This is a genomic window from Pedobacter sp. GW456-11-11-14-TSB4 (genome assembly GCF_059424425.1).
In genome coordinates this window covers 383744-398811 of sequence record NZ_JBWKZK010000001.1, presented here as the reverse complement: position 1 = coordinate 398811, position 15068 = coordinate 383744, and the positions used below count along the sequence as shown (strand labels likewise).

At 33.9% G+C, this 15068-nt stretch carries 16 protein-coding genes; 6 read left to right on the top strand and 10 right to left on the bottom strand.

Translation table 11 applies throughout. The annotated features are described in order from the left end of the window. The 3 genes from AC07XU_RS01895 (at position 1) to AC07XU_RS01885 (ending at position 1773) form a co-directional block, all read left to right on the top strand. Entirely contained in the window at positions 1-651 is a 651-nt protein-coding gene (locus AC07XU_RS01895; protein ID WP_494941923.1) for a response regulator, read from the top strand. Positions 652-742: 91 nt separating this feature from the next. After that, complete coding sequence (locus AC07XU_RS01890) at positions 743-1180, top strand: hypothetical protein (protein ID WP_494941922.1); 438 nt, start codon at positions 743-745, stop codon at positions 1178-1180. Continuing rightward, positions 1177-1773, top strand: coding sequence for a cupin domain-containing protein (locus AC07XU_RS01885; RefSeq protein WP_494941921.1), 597 nt, complete (start codon positions 1177-1179; stop codon positions 1771-1773). Before AC07XU_RS01890 ends, AC07XU_RS01885 begins: the two co-directional genes overlap by 4 nt. A 65-nt stretch (positions 1774-1838) precedes the next feature. Here the strand turns inward: AC07XU_RS01885 and AC07XU_RS01880 are convergent, their stop codons facing one another. After that, positions 1839-2027: a hypothetical protein gene (locus tag AC07XU_RS01880; RefSeq protein ID WP_494941920.1), complete on the bottom strand. Its 189-nt coding sequence runs from the start codon at positions 2025-2027 to the stop codon at positions 1839-1841. A gap of 391 nt (positions 2028-2418) precedes the next feature. Next, complete coding sequence (locus tag AC07XU_RS01875; RefSeq protein ID WP_494941919.1) at positions 2419-3006, bottom strand: RNA polymerase sigma factor; 588 nt, start codon at positions 3004-3006, stop codon at positions 2419-2421. A gap of 266 nt (positions 3007-3272) precedes the next feature. On the opposite strand from AC07XU_RS01875, the gene uvrA reads away from it, so the two are divergent. Next, positions 3273-6074, top strand: coding sequence for an excinuclease ABC subunit UvrA (gene uvrA, locus AC07XU_RS01870; RefSeq protein ID WP_494941918.1), 2802 nt, complete (start codon positions 3273-3275; stop codon positions 6072-6074). Between the two features lie 134 nt (positions 6075-6208). After that, positions 6209-6874, top strand: coding sequence for a LysE family transporter (locus AC07XU_RS01865; protein ID WP_494941917.1), 666 nt, complete (start codon positions 6209-6211; stop codon positions 6872-6874). A gap of 222 nt (positions 6875-7096) precedes the next feature. Here AC07XU_RS01865 and AC07XU_RS01860 read toward each other — a convergent pair whose 3' ends face one another. Genes AC07XU_RS01860 through AC07XU_RS01825 form a run of 8 tightly spaced genes read right to left on the bottom strand, consistent with a single transcriptional unit; the run spans position 7097 to position 14316 of the window. After that, a complete protein-coding gene (locus AC07XU_RS01860; RefSeq protein ID WP_494941916.1) occupies positions 7097-9316 on the bottom strand; it encodes a monovalent cation:proton antiporter family protein in 2220 nt (739 codons plus the stop codon). Between the two features lie 48 nt (positions 9317-9364). Then, on the bottom strand, positions 9365-9724 hold the full coding sequence (locus tag AC07XU_RS01855; protein ID WP_494941915.1) for a hypothetical protein: 360 nt from the start codon (positions 9722-9724) through the stop codon (positions 9365-9367). A 53-nt stretch (positions 9725-9777) separates the two neighbouring features. After that, positions 9778-10767: a bifunctional riboflavin kinase/FAD synthetase gene (locus tag AC07XU_RS01850; protein WP_494941914.1), complete on the bottom strand. Its 990-nt coding sequence runs from the start codon at positions 10765-10767 to the stop codon at positions 9778-9780. Between the two features lie 11 nt (positions 10768-10778). Further along, positions 10779-11648, bottom strand: a complete 870-nt coding sequence (locus AC07XU_RS01845) for a YitT family protein (protein WP_494941913.1) — start codon at positions 11646-11648, stop codon at positions 10779-10781. A gap of 4 nt (positions 11649-11652) precedes the next feature. Further along, on the bottom strand, positions 11653-12378 hold the full coding sequence (gene truB, locus AC07XU_RS01840) for a tRNA pseudouridine(55) synthase TruB (RefSeq protein WP_494941912.1): 726 nt from the start codon (positions 12376-12378) through the stop codon (positions 11653-11655). A 31-nt stretch (positions 12379-12409) separates the two neighbouring features. After that, positions 12410-13204, bottom strand: a complete 795-nt coding sequence (locus AC07XU_RS01835) for an undecaprenyl-diphosphate phosphatase (RefSeq protein WP_494941911.1) — start codon at positions 13202-13204, stop codon at positions 12410-12412. Between the two features lie 6 nt (positions 13205-13210). Continuing rightward, a complete protein-coding gene (locus AC07XU_RS01830) occupies positions 13211-13438 on the bottom strand; it encodes a DUF3098 domain-containing protein (RefSeq protein ID WP_494941910.1) in 228 nt (75 codons plus the stop codon). Next, positions 13438-14316: a cell division protein FtsX gene (locus AC07XU_RS01825; protein ID WP_494941909.1), complete on the bottom strand. Its 879-nt coding sequence runs from the start codon at positions 14314-14316 to the stop codon at positions 13438-13440. The genes AC07XU_RS01830 and AC07XU_RS01825 overlap by 1 nt, the downstream gene beginning before the upstream one ends. Positions 14317-14545: 229 nt before the next feature. Here AC07XU_RS01825 and AC07XU_RS01820 point away from each other — a divergent pair, with 229 nt between their 5' ends. Beyond that, positions 14546-14962 carry a hypothetical protein gene (locus AC07XU_RS01820; protein WP_494941908.1) on the top strand — a complete coding sequence of 139 codons (417 nt, stop codon included), beginning with the start codon at positions 14546-14548 and terminating at the stop codon, positions 14960-14962. The last annotated feature ends 106 nt before the right edge of the window (positions 14963-15068 follow it).

The following is a 15068-nucleotide window of genomic DNA, read 5'->3' as shown; positions in this document are numbered from 1 at the left end:
ATGATTAAAATAGTAATTGTAGAAAATCAGCAGATCATGCTTTCTTCGCTTTCAGCTTTGCTAGGCAAGTATGATCATATGAAAGTAATAGCAGAGGTAACTTGCGCTAGCGAATTGTTTTCGTTGTTAGCTAACAAACCGAAGGTTGATTTAATTATTACAGATATCATGATGCCTGATACCGATGGTATTACGATGATTGCCCAGCTGCGAGAAAAAAATATAGATATACCAGTAATTGTGTTGTCTATGTTAGAAGAAGAAAAACACAGTGCCTCGGCATTTAAAGCTGGTGCAAATGCTTATCTCTCTAAAAACATTGATGTAGATGAAGTACTTTTTGCGATTAATACAGTGATGAAAGGTAATCGATACTTCGCATCAGAATTAGCAATTCAAGTTTTAGAGCGTTATTACAAACAGATTGGATTAAATGAAGATGATCAAGTTAAGATCGTATTTTCTGACCGAGAAGTAAGTGTTATGGATTTGATGGCTGAAGGTTTAACAAACCAGCAAATTGCTGATTTATTGTTTTTGAGTAAAAGAACAGTTGAAGGAATTAGGCAATCTATATTGGAAAAAACTGGAGCTAAAAATTCTGCGGCATTGATTAAGTATGCAATTTTACATGGTTATATTGGCTTGTAGTTAATTATTTTATCAATACATAAACAATATTCAATTTCAACTGTTCAATTCCTAATTGGAATCTTCTGTTCAGTAAGTTTGTTTTGTTTGTATGTTAAAAGGTTATAAAGACCATCACATCATTGAGTTGATAAAAAATAATCATCAATCTGGTTGTAAAGAACTAATTGCAAATTATGGCTCTGCTATTTACGGCATAATTTTTAGAATTGTTAATGATGAAGCAGTGGCAAACCAATTATTAAAAGATTCGGTTTACAAACTTTGTAATGATGTAAAATGCAATAAATTAAACATGCTTTGCTTATTTACACACCTCATGCAAATTGCTAGAAACCTTGCAAAAGCCAAACAACAAAATCAACAAACAATACCTTTAAAACCTATTCATTTAAATACTATCTTAGACCTTATTGTAAATAAAGGCTTAAGTTTAATTGAAACTGCCAAAATCATGAATTTATCATTAGCAGAAGTTTCTTCTGGTTTAAGGGTTGAACTAAAACGCAAACAAAATAGTATATCTTGAATTTACAGCCATACATAGCAAGCGGAATTTTAGAACTTTATGTTTTAGACTTGCTTTCTCAAGATGAGAAATTAGGGGTAGAACGTATGCTTAAGGTATATCCTATACTTAAAGAAGAAGTTTTAGCAATAGAAAATGCGTTAGAAAATTACGCACATGCTAATGCTATAGAGCCAAGCAAAAAATTAGAAAAAGAGATTACAGAAATTGTTAATAATTTAGCAATTGAACAAGATATTAGTTTTGAACAACTGCCCATAATTAACGAGTATTCTAATCACCATAATTGGTTACGACTCATTAATCAAATTAAGCCTCATAAAATTGAAGGTGGTATTTTTACCCAAGTGCTAAAATATAATGATGTAATTAGCCAAGTTTTGGTGGTTTCAGAGATAAACATACCTGAAGAAGTACATGATAATGAGCTTGAAAGTTTTTTAATTTTAGAAGGAAACTGCGAGTGTATTGTGAGTGGAAAATCTCGCTTTATGGGACCAGGAGATTTTATGGCCATTCCTTTATATGAGCCTCATGATGTAATTGTAAAAAGCAAACAGGTTACCGCTATATTGCAAAGAATTAAGGTTTAATATTTTGTATTTTTTGCTTTCAAAATAAAATAAAAAAGCTTTCCATTTGCGGAAAGCTTTTTTGTTTACTTGTTTTTTGAATAAGCTAAAATCTTGCTAATGGTTTCATCAGATGGATTTTTTACAAGCTGATCAAGTTGTGGCTTAATGCTGTTATAAAACAGTTCATCTTGTTGTTCTGCCTCAACAGCTCTTTCTAAAGGCTGGGTGTTGGGTGAACTGACAAGGTTAGTTGGAGTAGAGGTTTTTGTCATACGCAAAAAAATATATTTAGTTTTTAGAGATTTAACGCTGGTTGATATCCCTTTATTTTATGGCTCCTTTAAATTAATAGTTTTTTGTTGATTATTAAACTGACAGCTAACAACTTATGGCCATAAATCGTTTTAAAAGGTGCTTAGATGATGATAGGCCGCGAAAATTGTAATGTCACTTTTTGTTGCTGATGTTTAAGCGTTTGGTTTTGTGTTGCCAAAGGCTTTTTGCTTTGTAATATAAACCCGACAAACGCGGAACCCGATTTTCTCGGGAGGAGCATTGGCGGGGCCGCATAAGCCAAAAGCTACTGACATTCTTTTTCAAATGTTTAGAAATCGAATAGTAGCCTTTTTTGATGTAAACGTCACATTTTTTTAAATTAACAAATTAAGAATTTCGGGTGCTAACTTCTTTAACGTTCATCATTTTACGCAAATTGCTTAAAGCATAGCGCATCCGGCCTAATGCAGTATTTATGCTTACATCGGTTAAATCTGCAATGTCTTTAAAGCTTAAATCGGCATAATGACGCATTATGAGCACTTCTTTTTGCTCATCGGGCAAAAGATGTATCATGGCTCGCAAATCTACATGAGTTTGTTCACGTAACATTCTATCCTCAGCGCTTTCCTCGTGAATTTGAATGAGATTTAGTACGTCAGTTCCATCTGCACTGGTAATTACAGGCGCCCTTTTCTCTCTGCGGAAATAATCGATAACCAAGTTATGCGCAATACGCATTACCCAAGGTAAAAACTTGCCTTCTTCGTTATAACGGCCGCTACGAAGCGTATTAATTACTTTGATAAAGGCATCTTGAAAAATGTCTTCGGCAAGATATTGGTCTTTTACTAATAAATAAATTGAGGTATAAATTTTTGATTTGTGCCTGCGGAGTAATTCTTCTAATACTGATTCTTCTCCGTCAAGATATAACTTCACCAAATCCTGATCACTATACTGTTGTAATTTCATAGGAGTGCGTATAAAAAACTCTTCTTTTTTTATTAAATAATAAATTAAGTAGCTGTTTTAATCTATAGCTTTTCTCCTTTGTTTTTAAGATGTTGGTTTCTAACTTGTGTGAGTTATAAATTCAAATGACGGATTTTTTTTTGACAATACAATAATAAATATGTTAAAAAATGTAAAATTTTGTAAATCACATATAATATAGAGCTTGGTTGAAACCATTTTCGTAAATTTGAGGTTGTTAAAATATAATAGCTACAAGGCGGTTCATGAGCAAGGAAATAGAGAAAGATCCACACAAACATATCATCATTAAAGGGGCAAGAGTACACAATTTAAAAAATATTGATGTTGCTATTCCTAAAAATAAATTAGTTGTTATTACCGGTATGTCTGGCTCTGGAAAATCATCCTTAGCCTTTGATACCTTGTATGCCGAAGGTCAGCGCCGTTATGTAGAAAGCTTATCATCATACGCCCGCCAATTTATGGGCCGCATGAATAAGCCTGATGTAGATTACATTAAAGGTATAGCTCCGGCAATTGCTATTGAACAAAAAGTAATTACTTCTAATCCACGTTCTACAGTTGGCACAAGTACCGAAATTTACGATTACCTAAAATTGCTTTTTAGCAGGATAGGGATTACCTATTCTCCAGTTTCTGGTGAGGTTGTAAAAAAAGACAGTGTTACAACTGTTGTAGATTTTATTATTGGTTTGGGTAATGATGCTGTGGTAACCGTGTTTTGTCCGCTGCATCCGCACAATAACCGCTCGGTTAAAGAAGAATTAGCAGTTTTATTACAGAAAGGATTTTTAAGGGTTTATTTTAAAGGTAAAATCGCTAAGATAGAAGATTTGCTAGAAGATGAAGCCATTAAAGACGTTGAGCTAACTGATACCGAAACGATTAGGATTTTAATAGATCGCATTGTTGTAAACGAAGAAGAAGAAACATTAAGTCGCATTGCTGATTCTGTACAAACAGCATTTTTTGAAGGTAAAGGCGACTGCTTTGTAGAACATGAAGGTACACAAACCTTTTTCTGCGATCGTTTTGAATTAGATGGTGTTAAGTTTGAAGAGCCAACTCCAAATTTCTTTAGTTTTAATAACCCTTATGGCGCATGTAAGCGTTGCGAAGGTTATGGTAATGTAATTGGAATTGATGAAGATTTGGTAATACCTGACAAGAGCAAAAGTTTATATGATAATGCTATTGCACCATGGCGTGGCGAAAAAATGGGTGAGTGGTTAAAGCAATTCATTAAAAACGCTGATAAATTCGACTTTCCGATACATCGTTCTTATAGTGAGCTTACCGAAAAACAACAACGCCTAATTTGGACAGGCAATAAATATTTTGCTGGCTTGGATGCTTTTTTTAAAGAGTTGGAAGAGCAAACTTATAAAATCCAATATCGGGTTATGCTTTCGCGTTACCGCGGAAAAACAGTTTGCCCAGATTGTAAGGGCACACGTTTAAGAAAAGATGCGAGTTATGTTAAAATAGGCGGAAAATCTATCTTAGATATGGTATTAATGCCTTTATCTACTATTTTGCCATTCTTCGAAAAATTAGAACTTTCAGAAACTGATGTTAAAATATCAAAACGAATATTGGCAGAGGTTACAAGCCGTATTTTATATTTAAACAATGTTGGTTTAGGTTATTTAACCTTAAACCGATTGTCGAACACATTATCTGGCGGCGAAAGTCAGCGAATTAACTTAGCTACATCTTTAGGGAGTAGTTTGGTTGGGTCTGTTTATGTGTTAGATGAGCCTAGTATTGGGCTGCACCCAAGAGACACCCATAAGCTGATTGAAGTTTTAACTGCTTTACGAAATGTAGGTAATACTGTATTGGTAGTAGAGCATGAAGAAGAGATGATGAGAGCTGCGGATCATATCATAGATATTGGTCCGGAGGCAGGTACACATGGTGGAAATTTAGTTTTCAGCGGTACTTATGATGAAATTATTAAAGACGATAAATCTTTAACAGGTAGATATTTAGCAGGTAAAGAAGAGATTGCTATTCCTGCCAAGAGAAGAAACTGGAAAGATCATATTTTAATTAAAGGAGCTAGAGAAAATAACCTTAAAAATATTGATGTTAAATTCCCGCTAGGAGTTTTCACGTGTGTAAGTGGTGTTTCTGGTTCTGGTAAAACAAGTTTAGTTAAAAAGATTTTATATCCTGCTTTGCAGAAAGCAATTGGCAATTACGCTGGCGAGCAAACCGGTAGCTACGATGGGATATTTGGCAATATCGATTTGGTAAGTCAGGTTGAGATGGTAGATCAAAATCCAATTGGTCGTTCTTCTCGCTCTAATCCGGTAACTTATGTTAAAGCTTGGGATGACATTAGAGCCTTGTTTTCGGCTTTGCCAGCTGCAAAAGCAGGTGGTTTAAAACCAGCAGCATTTTCTTTTAACGTAGAAGGTGGGCGTTGCGATACTTGCCAAGGTGAGGGTGAGGTTAAAATAGAAATGCAATTTATGGCAGATATTTATTTGCCATGCGAAACTTGCGGTGGAAGAAGATTTAAACAACAAGTTTTAGATATTACCTATCAGGATAAAAACGTTGCTGATATTTTAGATTTAACAATTGAAGAAGCGGTAGAATTCTTTAAAAATGAGCCCAAAATATTGCAAAAGTTAAATCCATTATTAGATGTTGGTTTGGGTTATGTTCACTTAGGGCAATCATCAAATACTTTATCTGGTGGTGAGGCGCAAAGAATTAAATTGGCTTCGTTTTTAATTAAAGGTAATAATGCGCAAAAAACCATGTTCATTTTTGATGAGCCTACTACTGGTTTGCATTTTCATGATATTAAAAAACTATTAAAAGCACTAAATACGCTGATTGAGCAAGGCAATACCATTTTGGTAATTGAGCATAATATGGATATGATTAAATGTGCCGATTGGGTAATTGATATTGGTCCAGAAGGTGGTGATAAGGGTGGAAACATAGTTTTTGAAGGCAAACCAGAAGACTTGGTGTCGGCAAAAGGTTCGTATACGGGTAAGTTTTTAAAAGCTCATTTAAAATAATTAATCAATCTTAATTAGGTATTTGTAACAATTAAAAACCTACTTTATCTTATACACCTAAATTGTTTAATTATAATTTAAATTGAAAAGCTATCCTAAACAAGGTATAATTTAAATAACTATCTTCGCAAACTATGCTCTTGCTAACCTTAATTATCGGCATCTTACTAAATGCTATGGGTTATATTCCGCCAGGTAATATTAACCTTACTGTGGCCCAGCTTACCATAAATAAGGGCATGCGTCAAGCGCTGTATTTTATACTTTCTTTTTCTATAGTAGAGGTATTTTTTACGTTTGGTATGATGCGTTTTGCTCGTTGGATAGTGAGCGATGTGAGTTTAGATGCAAGCGTAAGTGAGGTAAGGCTAGGTACATACGTAGATGTATTTATGATTATGCTTTTTATTGTGATGGGCACAGTAACTTGGATAAATCGTAAAAAAGTGCCAAAAACCAGGGCAGAAGACAATAGAAGCAAAAAAGGTAGTGTATTCTACGGCATGTTGTTGGGCGTTCTAAATCCCGTACAAATACCATTTTGGCTATTTTTTGGCAATTACATTATTTTACATGATTGGATAGAAACCGACTATCTGTCTTTAGTAGTTTTCAGTTTAGGCTCTGGCATGGGGTCGGCACTGGCCTTATATGGGTATGCGCATTTCGCTAAATACATTCAAGAAAAGTTTGCCTTAAGCAGTCATCTTATTAACCGCTCAATAGCTTTGTTTTTATACGCTTTAGCGCTGTACTTAATTATAAAGCAATTAGGTATTCAGTTTCATTGGTGGGGGTAAAATTATTACGCCTTTAACAATATAAAACAAGTTATTTATTAGAAAAGCAGATCTGGTAGCAGTTTATTAATGTAAGCCGGGCTAACCGTTTCAATTTTTTGCCATCATACTACCAACCTCGGCAGGCACTCGCTATCGATGTCAAAAAGATTTACACTAATATCCCGTTTATAGCATTTAAACCTGTACTTCTATTTGGGGTTGTAATTCGTCTACATTTAACTATTTCAACAACTCTGGTATTTTCTTGTTATTACCCACAATCCATACAATATCATCATTTTCAAACACCAAATTCGAATCTGGATTTAAAATACGAACCCCATTTCTTTCAATACCAACAACCAACCCTTGTGTTCGTTCTCTAATTCCCGAATCTCTAATCGTTTGTCCAAATACAGGCGATTTGCTATTGATAATGATTTTCTGAAGCGACATATCTTGCTTAGGGAATGATGTAGCATTTTCGTCAGCCACGCCTTCAAATAAAGGCTTTACCGATGCAAGCTGGTCATCAGTACCAATAACTAATACTTTATCATTAGGGTAAAGTCTTTCAGTTCTTGCTGGTGTTGGGATCATAATTTTACCACGCTCAATTAAGGCGATATTGATGCCGTATTTCTCACGTACAGCTAAATCTACTAATGTTTGTCCAACTAAGGTAGACTCAGGCGCCACAATCAATTCTAAAAGGTGACTATCCCAAGGTAAAATTTCTGGTTGCTTATTGGCCTGTTCTCTAGCATTTAGGTTGTTTAAGAACCTAAACTCCATTCGCTCATAAAAAGTCTGTAGTTTTCTAGAAAATACCACCATGCCGATTACAATTAAACCTAATGCTATGCTTACGGCAACAATGGTATTGTAAAACTGATAAATTAAAAAACCTACAAAAAACACTGCTAAGGCAATTCTAAGTAACTCAATTGCTATTAATGGCCCACGAGTATATTTTTTGTTTAACCAAAGGTGAGAATAAGCTTTTCTTTCTATTCTTCTAATAGCCAAAGCCCATAAAAACGGAACCATAAATCCCAAAGCTATAATCAAACTTACAATAGTTCCATTATCACCATTAAAAATATGTTTGCTTACAAAAGGCTGTAAATATCTTGAAGAAAGCAACACGATGCCAATTAATACTGTGCCATGGATAATTGTATTAAAAGTATAAGCCTTTAAAAGCGTTTTCCAATCGCTAAAAGTAGTTATTCCTTGAGTACTAGAGCTATATCTGGTAATTGCGTTGAGCCATTTTTCGGGTAAAATTCTAGTTAAAAAGTTGTAAAATGGTTCTGATACTTTAATTAAATAAGGCGTAGTAAAAGTAGTAATAGCCGATGCTGCAACGGCAATTGGATACAAAAAGTCGCTAGTTACTTTAAGTGTTAAACCTAATGTTGCTATAATAAATGAGAACTCACCTATTTGCGCTAAGCTCATTCCAGCCTGTACCGATGTTTTTAATGGCTGCCCAGAAAGCAAAGCTCCCAACGTAGAACTAATTAACTTACCTAACACGGTTGCTAAAGTTACCGCAAGTATTGGTAAAGCATATTCTAATAAAATACTTGGATCAATCAACATACCAACAGACACAAAAAAGATCGCTGCAAATAGATCTTTAACTGATTTGGTAAGGTGTTCTATTTTTTCTGCTTGTGTGGTTTCTGCTAGGATAGAACCCATAATGAAAGCTCCAAGTGCTGGTGAAAAACCTACTTTAACTGCAAGTAAAACCATAACTAAACATAACGCTAAAGAGACTATGAGCATGGTTTCATCATTCATTAGCTTTTTAGTTGCTTTTAAAAAAGTTGGGATTAAAAATATCCCACCTAAAAACCAAATAACTAAAAAGAAAGCAAGCTTGAGTATAGAAATTAACATCTCTGTACCCGCAAATTGTTGACTAACGGCTAGTGTAGAAAGTAAAACCAATAACAATATGGCAACTAAATCTTCTACAATAAGCACCCCAAAAACTAAGCCTGCAAATTTTTTATGTTTTACGCCTAATTCTTCAAAAGCTCTAATGATAATTGTGGTTGAGGAAACTGATAAAATTCCACCTAAAAATATGCTATCCATTGTACTCCAACCCAGCATTTTTCCTGCCCCAAAACCAATGAGAAGCATAAAAACAACCTCAACTATAGCGGTTATAGATGCAGAACCTCCAACCTTAACTAGTTTTTTAAAACTAAATTCTAAACCCAAACTAAACAAGAGGAAAATTACGCCAATCTCGGCCCAAATGGTAATGCTTTTATGGTCGGTAACAGTGGGAGTAAAATTTAAATATGGGCCAACAATAACACCGGCTAAAATATAGCCTAATACTAATGGTTGTTTTATTTTTTTAAATAGGAGTGTTGTAACTCCTGCAGCGGCAAGAATAAGGCCTAAATCGGCTATGAGAACAGGTAAGTGGATCATAAGGATATTTTTTGATAGTAAATTTATTGCGATTAATATTGCAATAAATTACCAAAAAGTATGCTTCGGATACAGGCATCTAAATATAAAATCGTAGCTATGATTTTGATTTTCAAAAACGTTGGTAATTTTACTTAAACGCTTTGTAAAAACTATATTATCCTTTTTAAAAAAATTGATGAAAACAGATAATTGCTTGATAATTTGATGATTAGAAATATCTGTTAGTTGAGTAGTTGCTTGAACAACATGTTGGTTTATGGGTTGTTTGGCTGTAATTTTGGCCAGTTTGGTTTGATGTGAGTTTAGATTAAAATCTTGAGCAAAAGTGATGGATCCATCTTCTACGGTGCAAACCACAAAAGATTGAAAACAAAACAATAGCAAACAAGTAATAAAAAATCTCATTGCCTTAAATATAGCAAATAAATGCTTGTTAAAAGACCGCGAAAGGTAATTTTTTAATCTAGTTGGCTAAAAAAGGCTAAGGTATTCTCTTTGTCTTTTTGAAGTTGTAAGGTTAAAGCTTCGAGGCCTGTGAATTTAACATCATGACGTAAAAACTTTAAGAAATTCATTTTTATAGTCTGCCCATAAATTTCTCTATTGAAATCGAAAATATTTACTTCAATATTTCTAGTCATGCCATTAATTGTTGGGCGCTGCCCAATGTAGGCCATGCCCTGATAAGTTTTAAGTTGCGAGTTTAGATTAGATTGCTGTAACTCCAAACCCTCGTCTGTACTCTCCAAACTCATCTCTATCGTTACCGCATAAATCCCATCTCCAGGAATTAACTTGTATGTTTCTTCGACAAAGATATTTGCAGTAGGGAAACCAATTGTTCGGCCAATTTTATCGCCTTTAATTACTGGCCCGCTTATCGAAAAATCGTAGCCTAAATATGTTGCAGCTAAAGAAACATCACCTTCTAAAAGCGCAGTTCTGATTTTTGTAGAGCTTACTGCAACATCATTAATATCTTGCTCTGGTATTTCTTCGATGGTATAGTTGTATATTTTTGATTGCTCAATCAACTCATTCATCCCGCCTTTGCGGTCTTTACCAAAACGATGATCATAACCAACTATAATTTGTTTTGTGCCAATTGTATCTATCAAAATATCTTTAATATAACTTGCAGGCTCTAGGTTAGAAAAATCTCTGGTAAAAGGAGTTATTATTAAATGATCTACACCAAGTTTTGCTAAAATTTCAGCTTTTTCATTAATGGTATTGATCATTTTTAAATCTTGATTTTCAGGATCAATAATCATCCGCGGGTGCGGAAAAAAAGTTAAGATAACACTCTCGCCGCCTGTAGATTTTGCTAATTCTATTAGGCGTTTAATAATTTTCTGATGACCATAATGTACACCATCGAATGTGCCAATGGTTACTACGGCTTTTTCAAGTTTTTTAAAATCAGATAGTTGATGATATATTTTCAAGAGATAATTGTTTAGTGAAAGGCTTGGCGTTTAACAACACCACCTTTAATGTCGGCAATTTGTTGTTGTACAACAAAAGCATCGGGATCAATTTGTCTAATTTCAGTTTGTAGTTTACTCATTTCTAGCTTAGTAACCACAGTATAAATAATGTCTATATCTTTCTTTTCTAAATAGCCGCCTTCGCCTTTGTAAATGGTAACACCACGTTTCATATTAGTGATGATAAAATGTTTAATTTCCTCATTTTTTTCAGAAATAATGGTAACTCCTGTATAAGCTTCTAAACCATTTACGATAAAATCAACTGTGTTGGATGCCGACAGATAGGTTAAAATAGCATATAATGCAGTTTCAATGTTTAAAAAGTAGGCTGCAAATGCGAAAATAATGATGTTTAAAATTAAAATGATGTTACCAACTGTAAACATGCTGTTTCTACTAATATACAATGCAAGAACTTCTGTTCCGTCAATTACGCAACCACCACGCATTGCAAGTCCAATTCCACCGCCTAAAAAGAAACCGCCAAAAAAAGCTATTAACAATTTATCATGTGTGATGGGTTGAAAAGGGATAAAAATAAGTGCTAATGACAGAAATGTAATGGCAACTGCGGTTTTAATGGCAAATCTTTTTCCCAGTTGTTTATAGCCCATTATAATAAATGGAATATTAATAATTACAATAAGATACGATAAGTTCCATCCTGTTAAGGCTCTTACCAAAAGCGATATACCTGTTACGCCACCATCGATAAAATGACTAGGCAACAAAAAGCTTTTAAGTCCGAAACAAGCTGCAATAACTCCACAAGTTATTAGTGCAATTTCTTTAAATAAGTGGTTGTATTTTTTAGTATTGATCCTGTGGTCTTGCATGGCTTTAATCTTTTAGGGCGATTTCATTTCTCTTATCACGAAGATACTGAACCAAATCTGCTACTTCAAATGCATTTTCCAATAAAAAGTTTCCGCTGCGGGTTCTCGTTAGTTTAGCTAAATAAGCAGCATTGTCTAACTGTTTCCCGAAATCAGATACCAGCGATCTAATGTAGGTTCCCTTACTACAAACAATCCTGAAATCAACTTCTGGTAATGCGATTCGGGTAATTTCAAAGGCACCAACTGTAACGTGTCTTTGGCGCAATTCAACTTCTTCGCCTAAACGTGCTTTTACATACAAGCGCTCGCCATTTACTTTAACTGCAGAGTGTGCTGGCGGATATTGAGTAATTTCTCCTATAAATGGGGCAGTAGCCTTATAAATATCTTCCTCAGTTATTTTGTCAATTTCAAAGGTAGCATCAATTGCAGTCTCCATGTCAAATGATGGGGTACTAGCACCTAAAACCATGGTGCCAGTATATTCCTTTTCTTCTGCCTGAAAAGTATCAATTTGTTTGGTCAATTTCCCGGTGCAGATAATTAGTAAACCAGTGGCAAGCGGGTCTAAAGTACCTGCATGGCCAACTTTTAATTTCTGTGGTTTTAAGGAATTCCTTATTTTTCCAACCACATCAAAAGAAGTCCACTTATATGGTTTGTTGATTAACAAAAGTTCGCCAGCGGCAAAATCAAAATCAGAGAAGACAGGAGTTTTATTGCTCAAAATACTATTTAATTTTTCGCAAAGGTAAGGATTATATGATTGATAATTCGTGGCCCGAAAGTAATAGTGCTAAGATAGCTAAACCTACAATAATACGGTACCAGCCAAAAGCTTTAAAGCCGTGTTTTGTTAAGATGTTGATGAAAGTTTTTATTGCAATAATAGCAACGATAAAACCAACAACGTTGCCAACAATTAGCAAATTGATTTCATCTCCAGAGAAAGTATGACCTTCTTTTAAAAATTTGTATAATTTCACCACTGATGCGCCCAACATCATAGGTATTGCCAAGAAAAAAGAAAATTCGGCAGCAGCTTTACGTGTTAGATTTTGTGTCATAGCACCCACAATTGTGCTGGCAGAACGAGAAGTGCCAGGGATTAATGCCAAGCATTGATAAAGCCCAATAATAAAAGATTGTTTGTAGGTAATCTCATCTGAGTTGTCTGTGGTTGGTTTGTTAAACCATTTATCAACAAAAAGTAAGATCACGCCTCCAATAACTAGCATTACGGCTACCATTAATGGGCTTTCGAGCAATGAATCTATAAAATCATTTAAAACTAAGCCTAAAATTGAAGCTGGAATAGCTGCAACAACAAGTTTATAATAGAAATCAAGTGATCTGAAAAAGCGTTTGAAATAAAGTACTAACACAGATAAAATTGTTCCTAGTTGAATAACTATTGTAAAAAGTTTTACAAAAGGAGTTGGCTGCATGTTCATTAGCGCTGTGCCAATAATCATGTGACCTGTTGATGAAACAGGTAAAAATTCAGTTAATCCTTCAATTATTGCAAGGATTAATGCTTGTAGAAACGTCATTAAGCTTTATTTTTTTAAGATGGCGTAAATGCCGAAGCCAAAACCAAATAACACTACCATTGGCGCTACTAAAGTTCTTCGAGTGTCGTAAATATCGCCTGTGGTACCGATCATTAAAATAAATCCTAATACAACAATAGCTATACTAATTAATAATAATTGGTAATTTTTTTTAGTAAAAACCATTTCTGATTTTTCATCCTGAGTTGCAGGAGCTGATTTTTTTTCTGCCATTATCTATAAAGATCGTAAATTTTTAAACGTAAATATCTGCTAACCGCAAATAGTGTACTTATTGAGGTAATGAAGATTCCAATAATAACCATCCCTAAAAATACTATTCCAAATTCTGTATAATTTCTTAAAATTAAGATCTCTGGAATTTCTTTTTGTGCATAATATAAGAAACCTAATAAAATGATGATTGCTATAAATGAGGCAATTAGGCCGTGTAGAGCTGCAACTAAAATAAAAGGTTTTCTAATGAAGTTTTTTGTTGCGCCAACCAATTGCATACTCTTAATCAAAAAGCGTTGCGAAAATATTGCCAAACGGATAGTGTTGTTTATCAAAGCAATAGCAATAACTAATAAAATAACCGCAAAGCCAAGCACAATTAAACTTATTGTACTGATGTTTTTGTTCACCATATCAATTAATGAACTTTGGTAAACTACTTCTTTAACAATAGGATTAGTTCCGATTTTCTTTTTCAGCGCATCAATATTAGCATTGTTTGCATAATCTGCTTTTAGGTAAACATCTATCGTAGAAAGTAATGGATTATAGCCTAAAAAGTTTACAAAATCTTCGCCTAAATCTTTGGTTAAATTATGCTGAGCAACTTCTTTGTTTACATATTGGGTTTGTTTTACAGCCACATTGCTTTCTAACTCTTTTTTAAAGGCCAAAATATCGGTTTCTTTAGCGCCTTCATCAACAATAATGTTTAAAACAATGTTCTCTTTTACATAATTTGATAGGTTTTTTGCATGAACTAGTATTAAACCTAACATACCTAACATTAGCAAAACTAAGGCAATGCTAAATATGGTTGATATGTATATCGTTTTAGTCTTTTTAGACGCCTCGCTTACTTCAAATTCTTCCATATTATGTTTTTAATGTTCGCGAAAATAAAGAAAGATAAGCAAAAACTTAAATTAAATGCCTCTTTTTGTTTTGTTAACACCACATATTTTGTACTGCAAAATAACTAAAGGACTTTAAATTACGGCTCAACTTAACATTTTTTAACTTTTACAAGCATATTATACTTTGCACATGCTTTGTGCCGTTTAGGTTATAAGTTTAAACATTAATCACCCATTAATTATAACAATGAAAAAACAATTATTATTTGCAGTTACAATTTTATTTTTGGTAATAGGTTTTTCTGCCTGTAAAAAACAAGACGAAGCAACTAAGCCTTTAAGATCAAAAATGATTGGGAAATGGCGAGTAAATAAAATAGATGTTACTACAGTTGGATCGGTAACAGTGTCAACTGCTTATACTGTAGATGATTACATGGACTTTAAAGATAGCCCAAATGATGATGTTGAATTAGGTTTAGGTTCAAATAGGTCTTTAGGTACTTTCGGTTCAACAATTGATGATAGTAAGTTTTATTTAGATTTTTCTTCAAAAGATTTAGACTGTAAGGTAAATATTATAACTGCAAACCAATTCGAATTTACTGGTACAGTTGTGGGTTCAAGTCCAACAAGAACAGAAACCTACTTTTTAACTCGATAGTTAAAACAGAGTTATTTTTAAAAGCGCTATCACCAAATTGGGGTTAGCGCTTTTTTATATCATCAACACTTCAAAAACAGGCTTAATTTCTGTATTTTCGCAAACT

Bases quoted from the DNA above. Each gene is read 5' to 3' on its own strand.
- AC07XU_RS01875 (WP_494941919.1), bottom strand. From the start codon at position 3,006: ATGAAATTACAACAGTATAGTGATCAGGATTTGGTGAAGTTATATCTT.
- AC07XU_RS01895 (WP_494941923.1), top strand. From the start codon at position 1: ATGATTAAAATAGTAATTGTAGAAAATCAGCAGATCATGCTTTCTTCG.
- AC07XU_RS01855 (WP_494941915.1), bottom strand. From the start codon at position 9,724: ATGAGATTTTTTATTACTTGTTTGCTATTGTTTTGTTTTCAATCTTTT.
- AC07XU_RS01860 (WP_494941916.1), bottom strand. From the start codon at position 9,316: ATGATCCACTTACCTGTTCTCATAGCCGATTTAGGCCTTATTCTTGCC.
- AC07XU_RS01880 (WP_494941920.1), bottom strand. From the start codon at position 2,027: ATGACAAAAACCTCTACTCCAACTAACCTTGTCAGTTCACCCAACACC.
- AC07XU_RS01820 (WP_494941908.1), top strand. From the start codon at position 14,546: ATGAAAAAACAATTATTATTTGCAGTTACAATTTTATTTTTGGTAATA.
- AC07XU_RS01890 (WP_494941922.1), top strand. From the start codon at position 743: ATGTTAAAAGGTTATAAAGACCATCACATCATTGAGTTGATAAAAAAT.
- AC07XU_RS01845 (WP_494941913.1), bottom strand. From the start codon at position 11,648: ATGCAAGACCACAGGATCAATACTAAAAAATACAACCACTTATTTAAA.
- AC07XU_RS01825 (WP_494941909.1), bottom strand. From the start codon at position 14,316: ATGGAAGAATTTGAAGTAAGCGAGGCGTCTAAAAAGACTAAAACGATA.
- AC07XU_RS01835 (WP_494941911.1), bottom strand. From the start codon at position 13,204: ATGACGTTTCTACAAGCATTAATCCTTGCAATAATTGAAGGATTAACT.
- AC07XU_RS01830 (WP_494941910.1), bottom strand. From the start codon at position 13,438: ATGGCAGAAAAAAAATCAGCTCCTGCAACTCAGGATGAAAAATCAGAA.
- uvrA (WP_494941918.1), top strand. From the start codon at position 3,273: ATGAGCAAGGAAATAGAGAAAGATCCACACAAACATATCATCATTAAA.
- AC07XU_RS01865 (WP_494941917.1), top strand. From the start codon at position 6,209: ATGCTCTTGCTAACCTTAATTATCGGCATCTTACTAAATGCTATGGGT.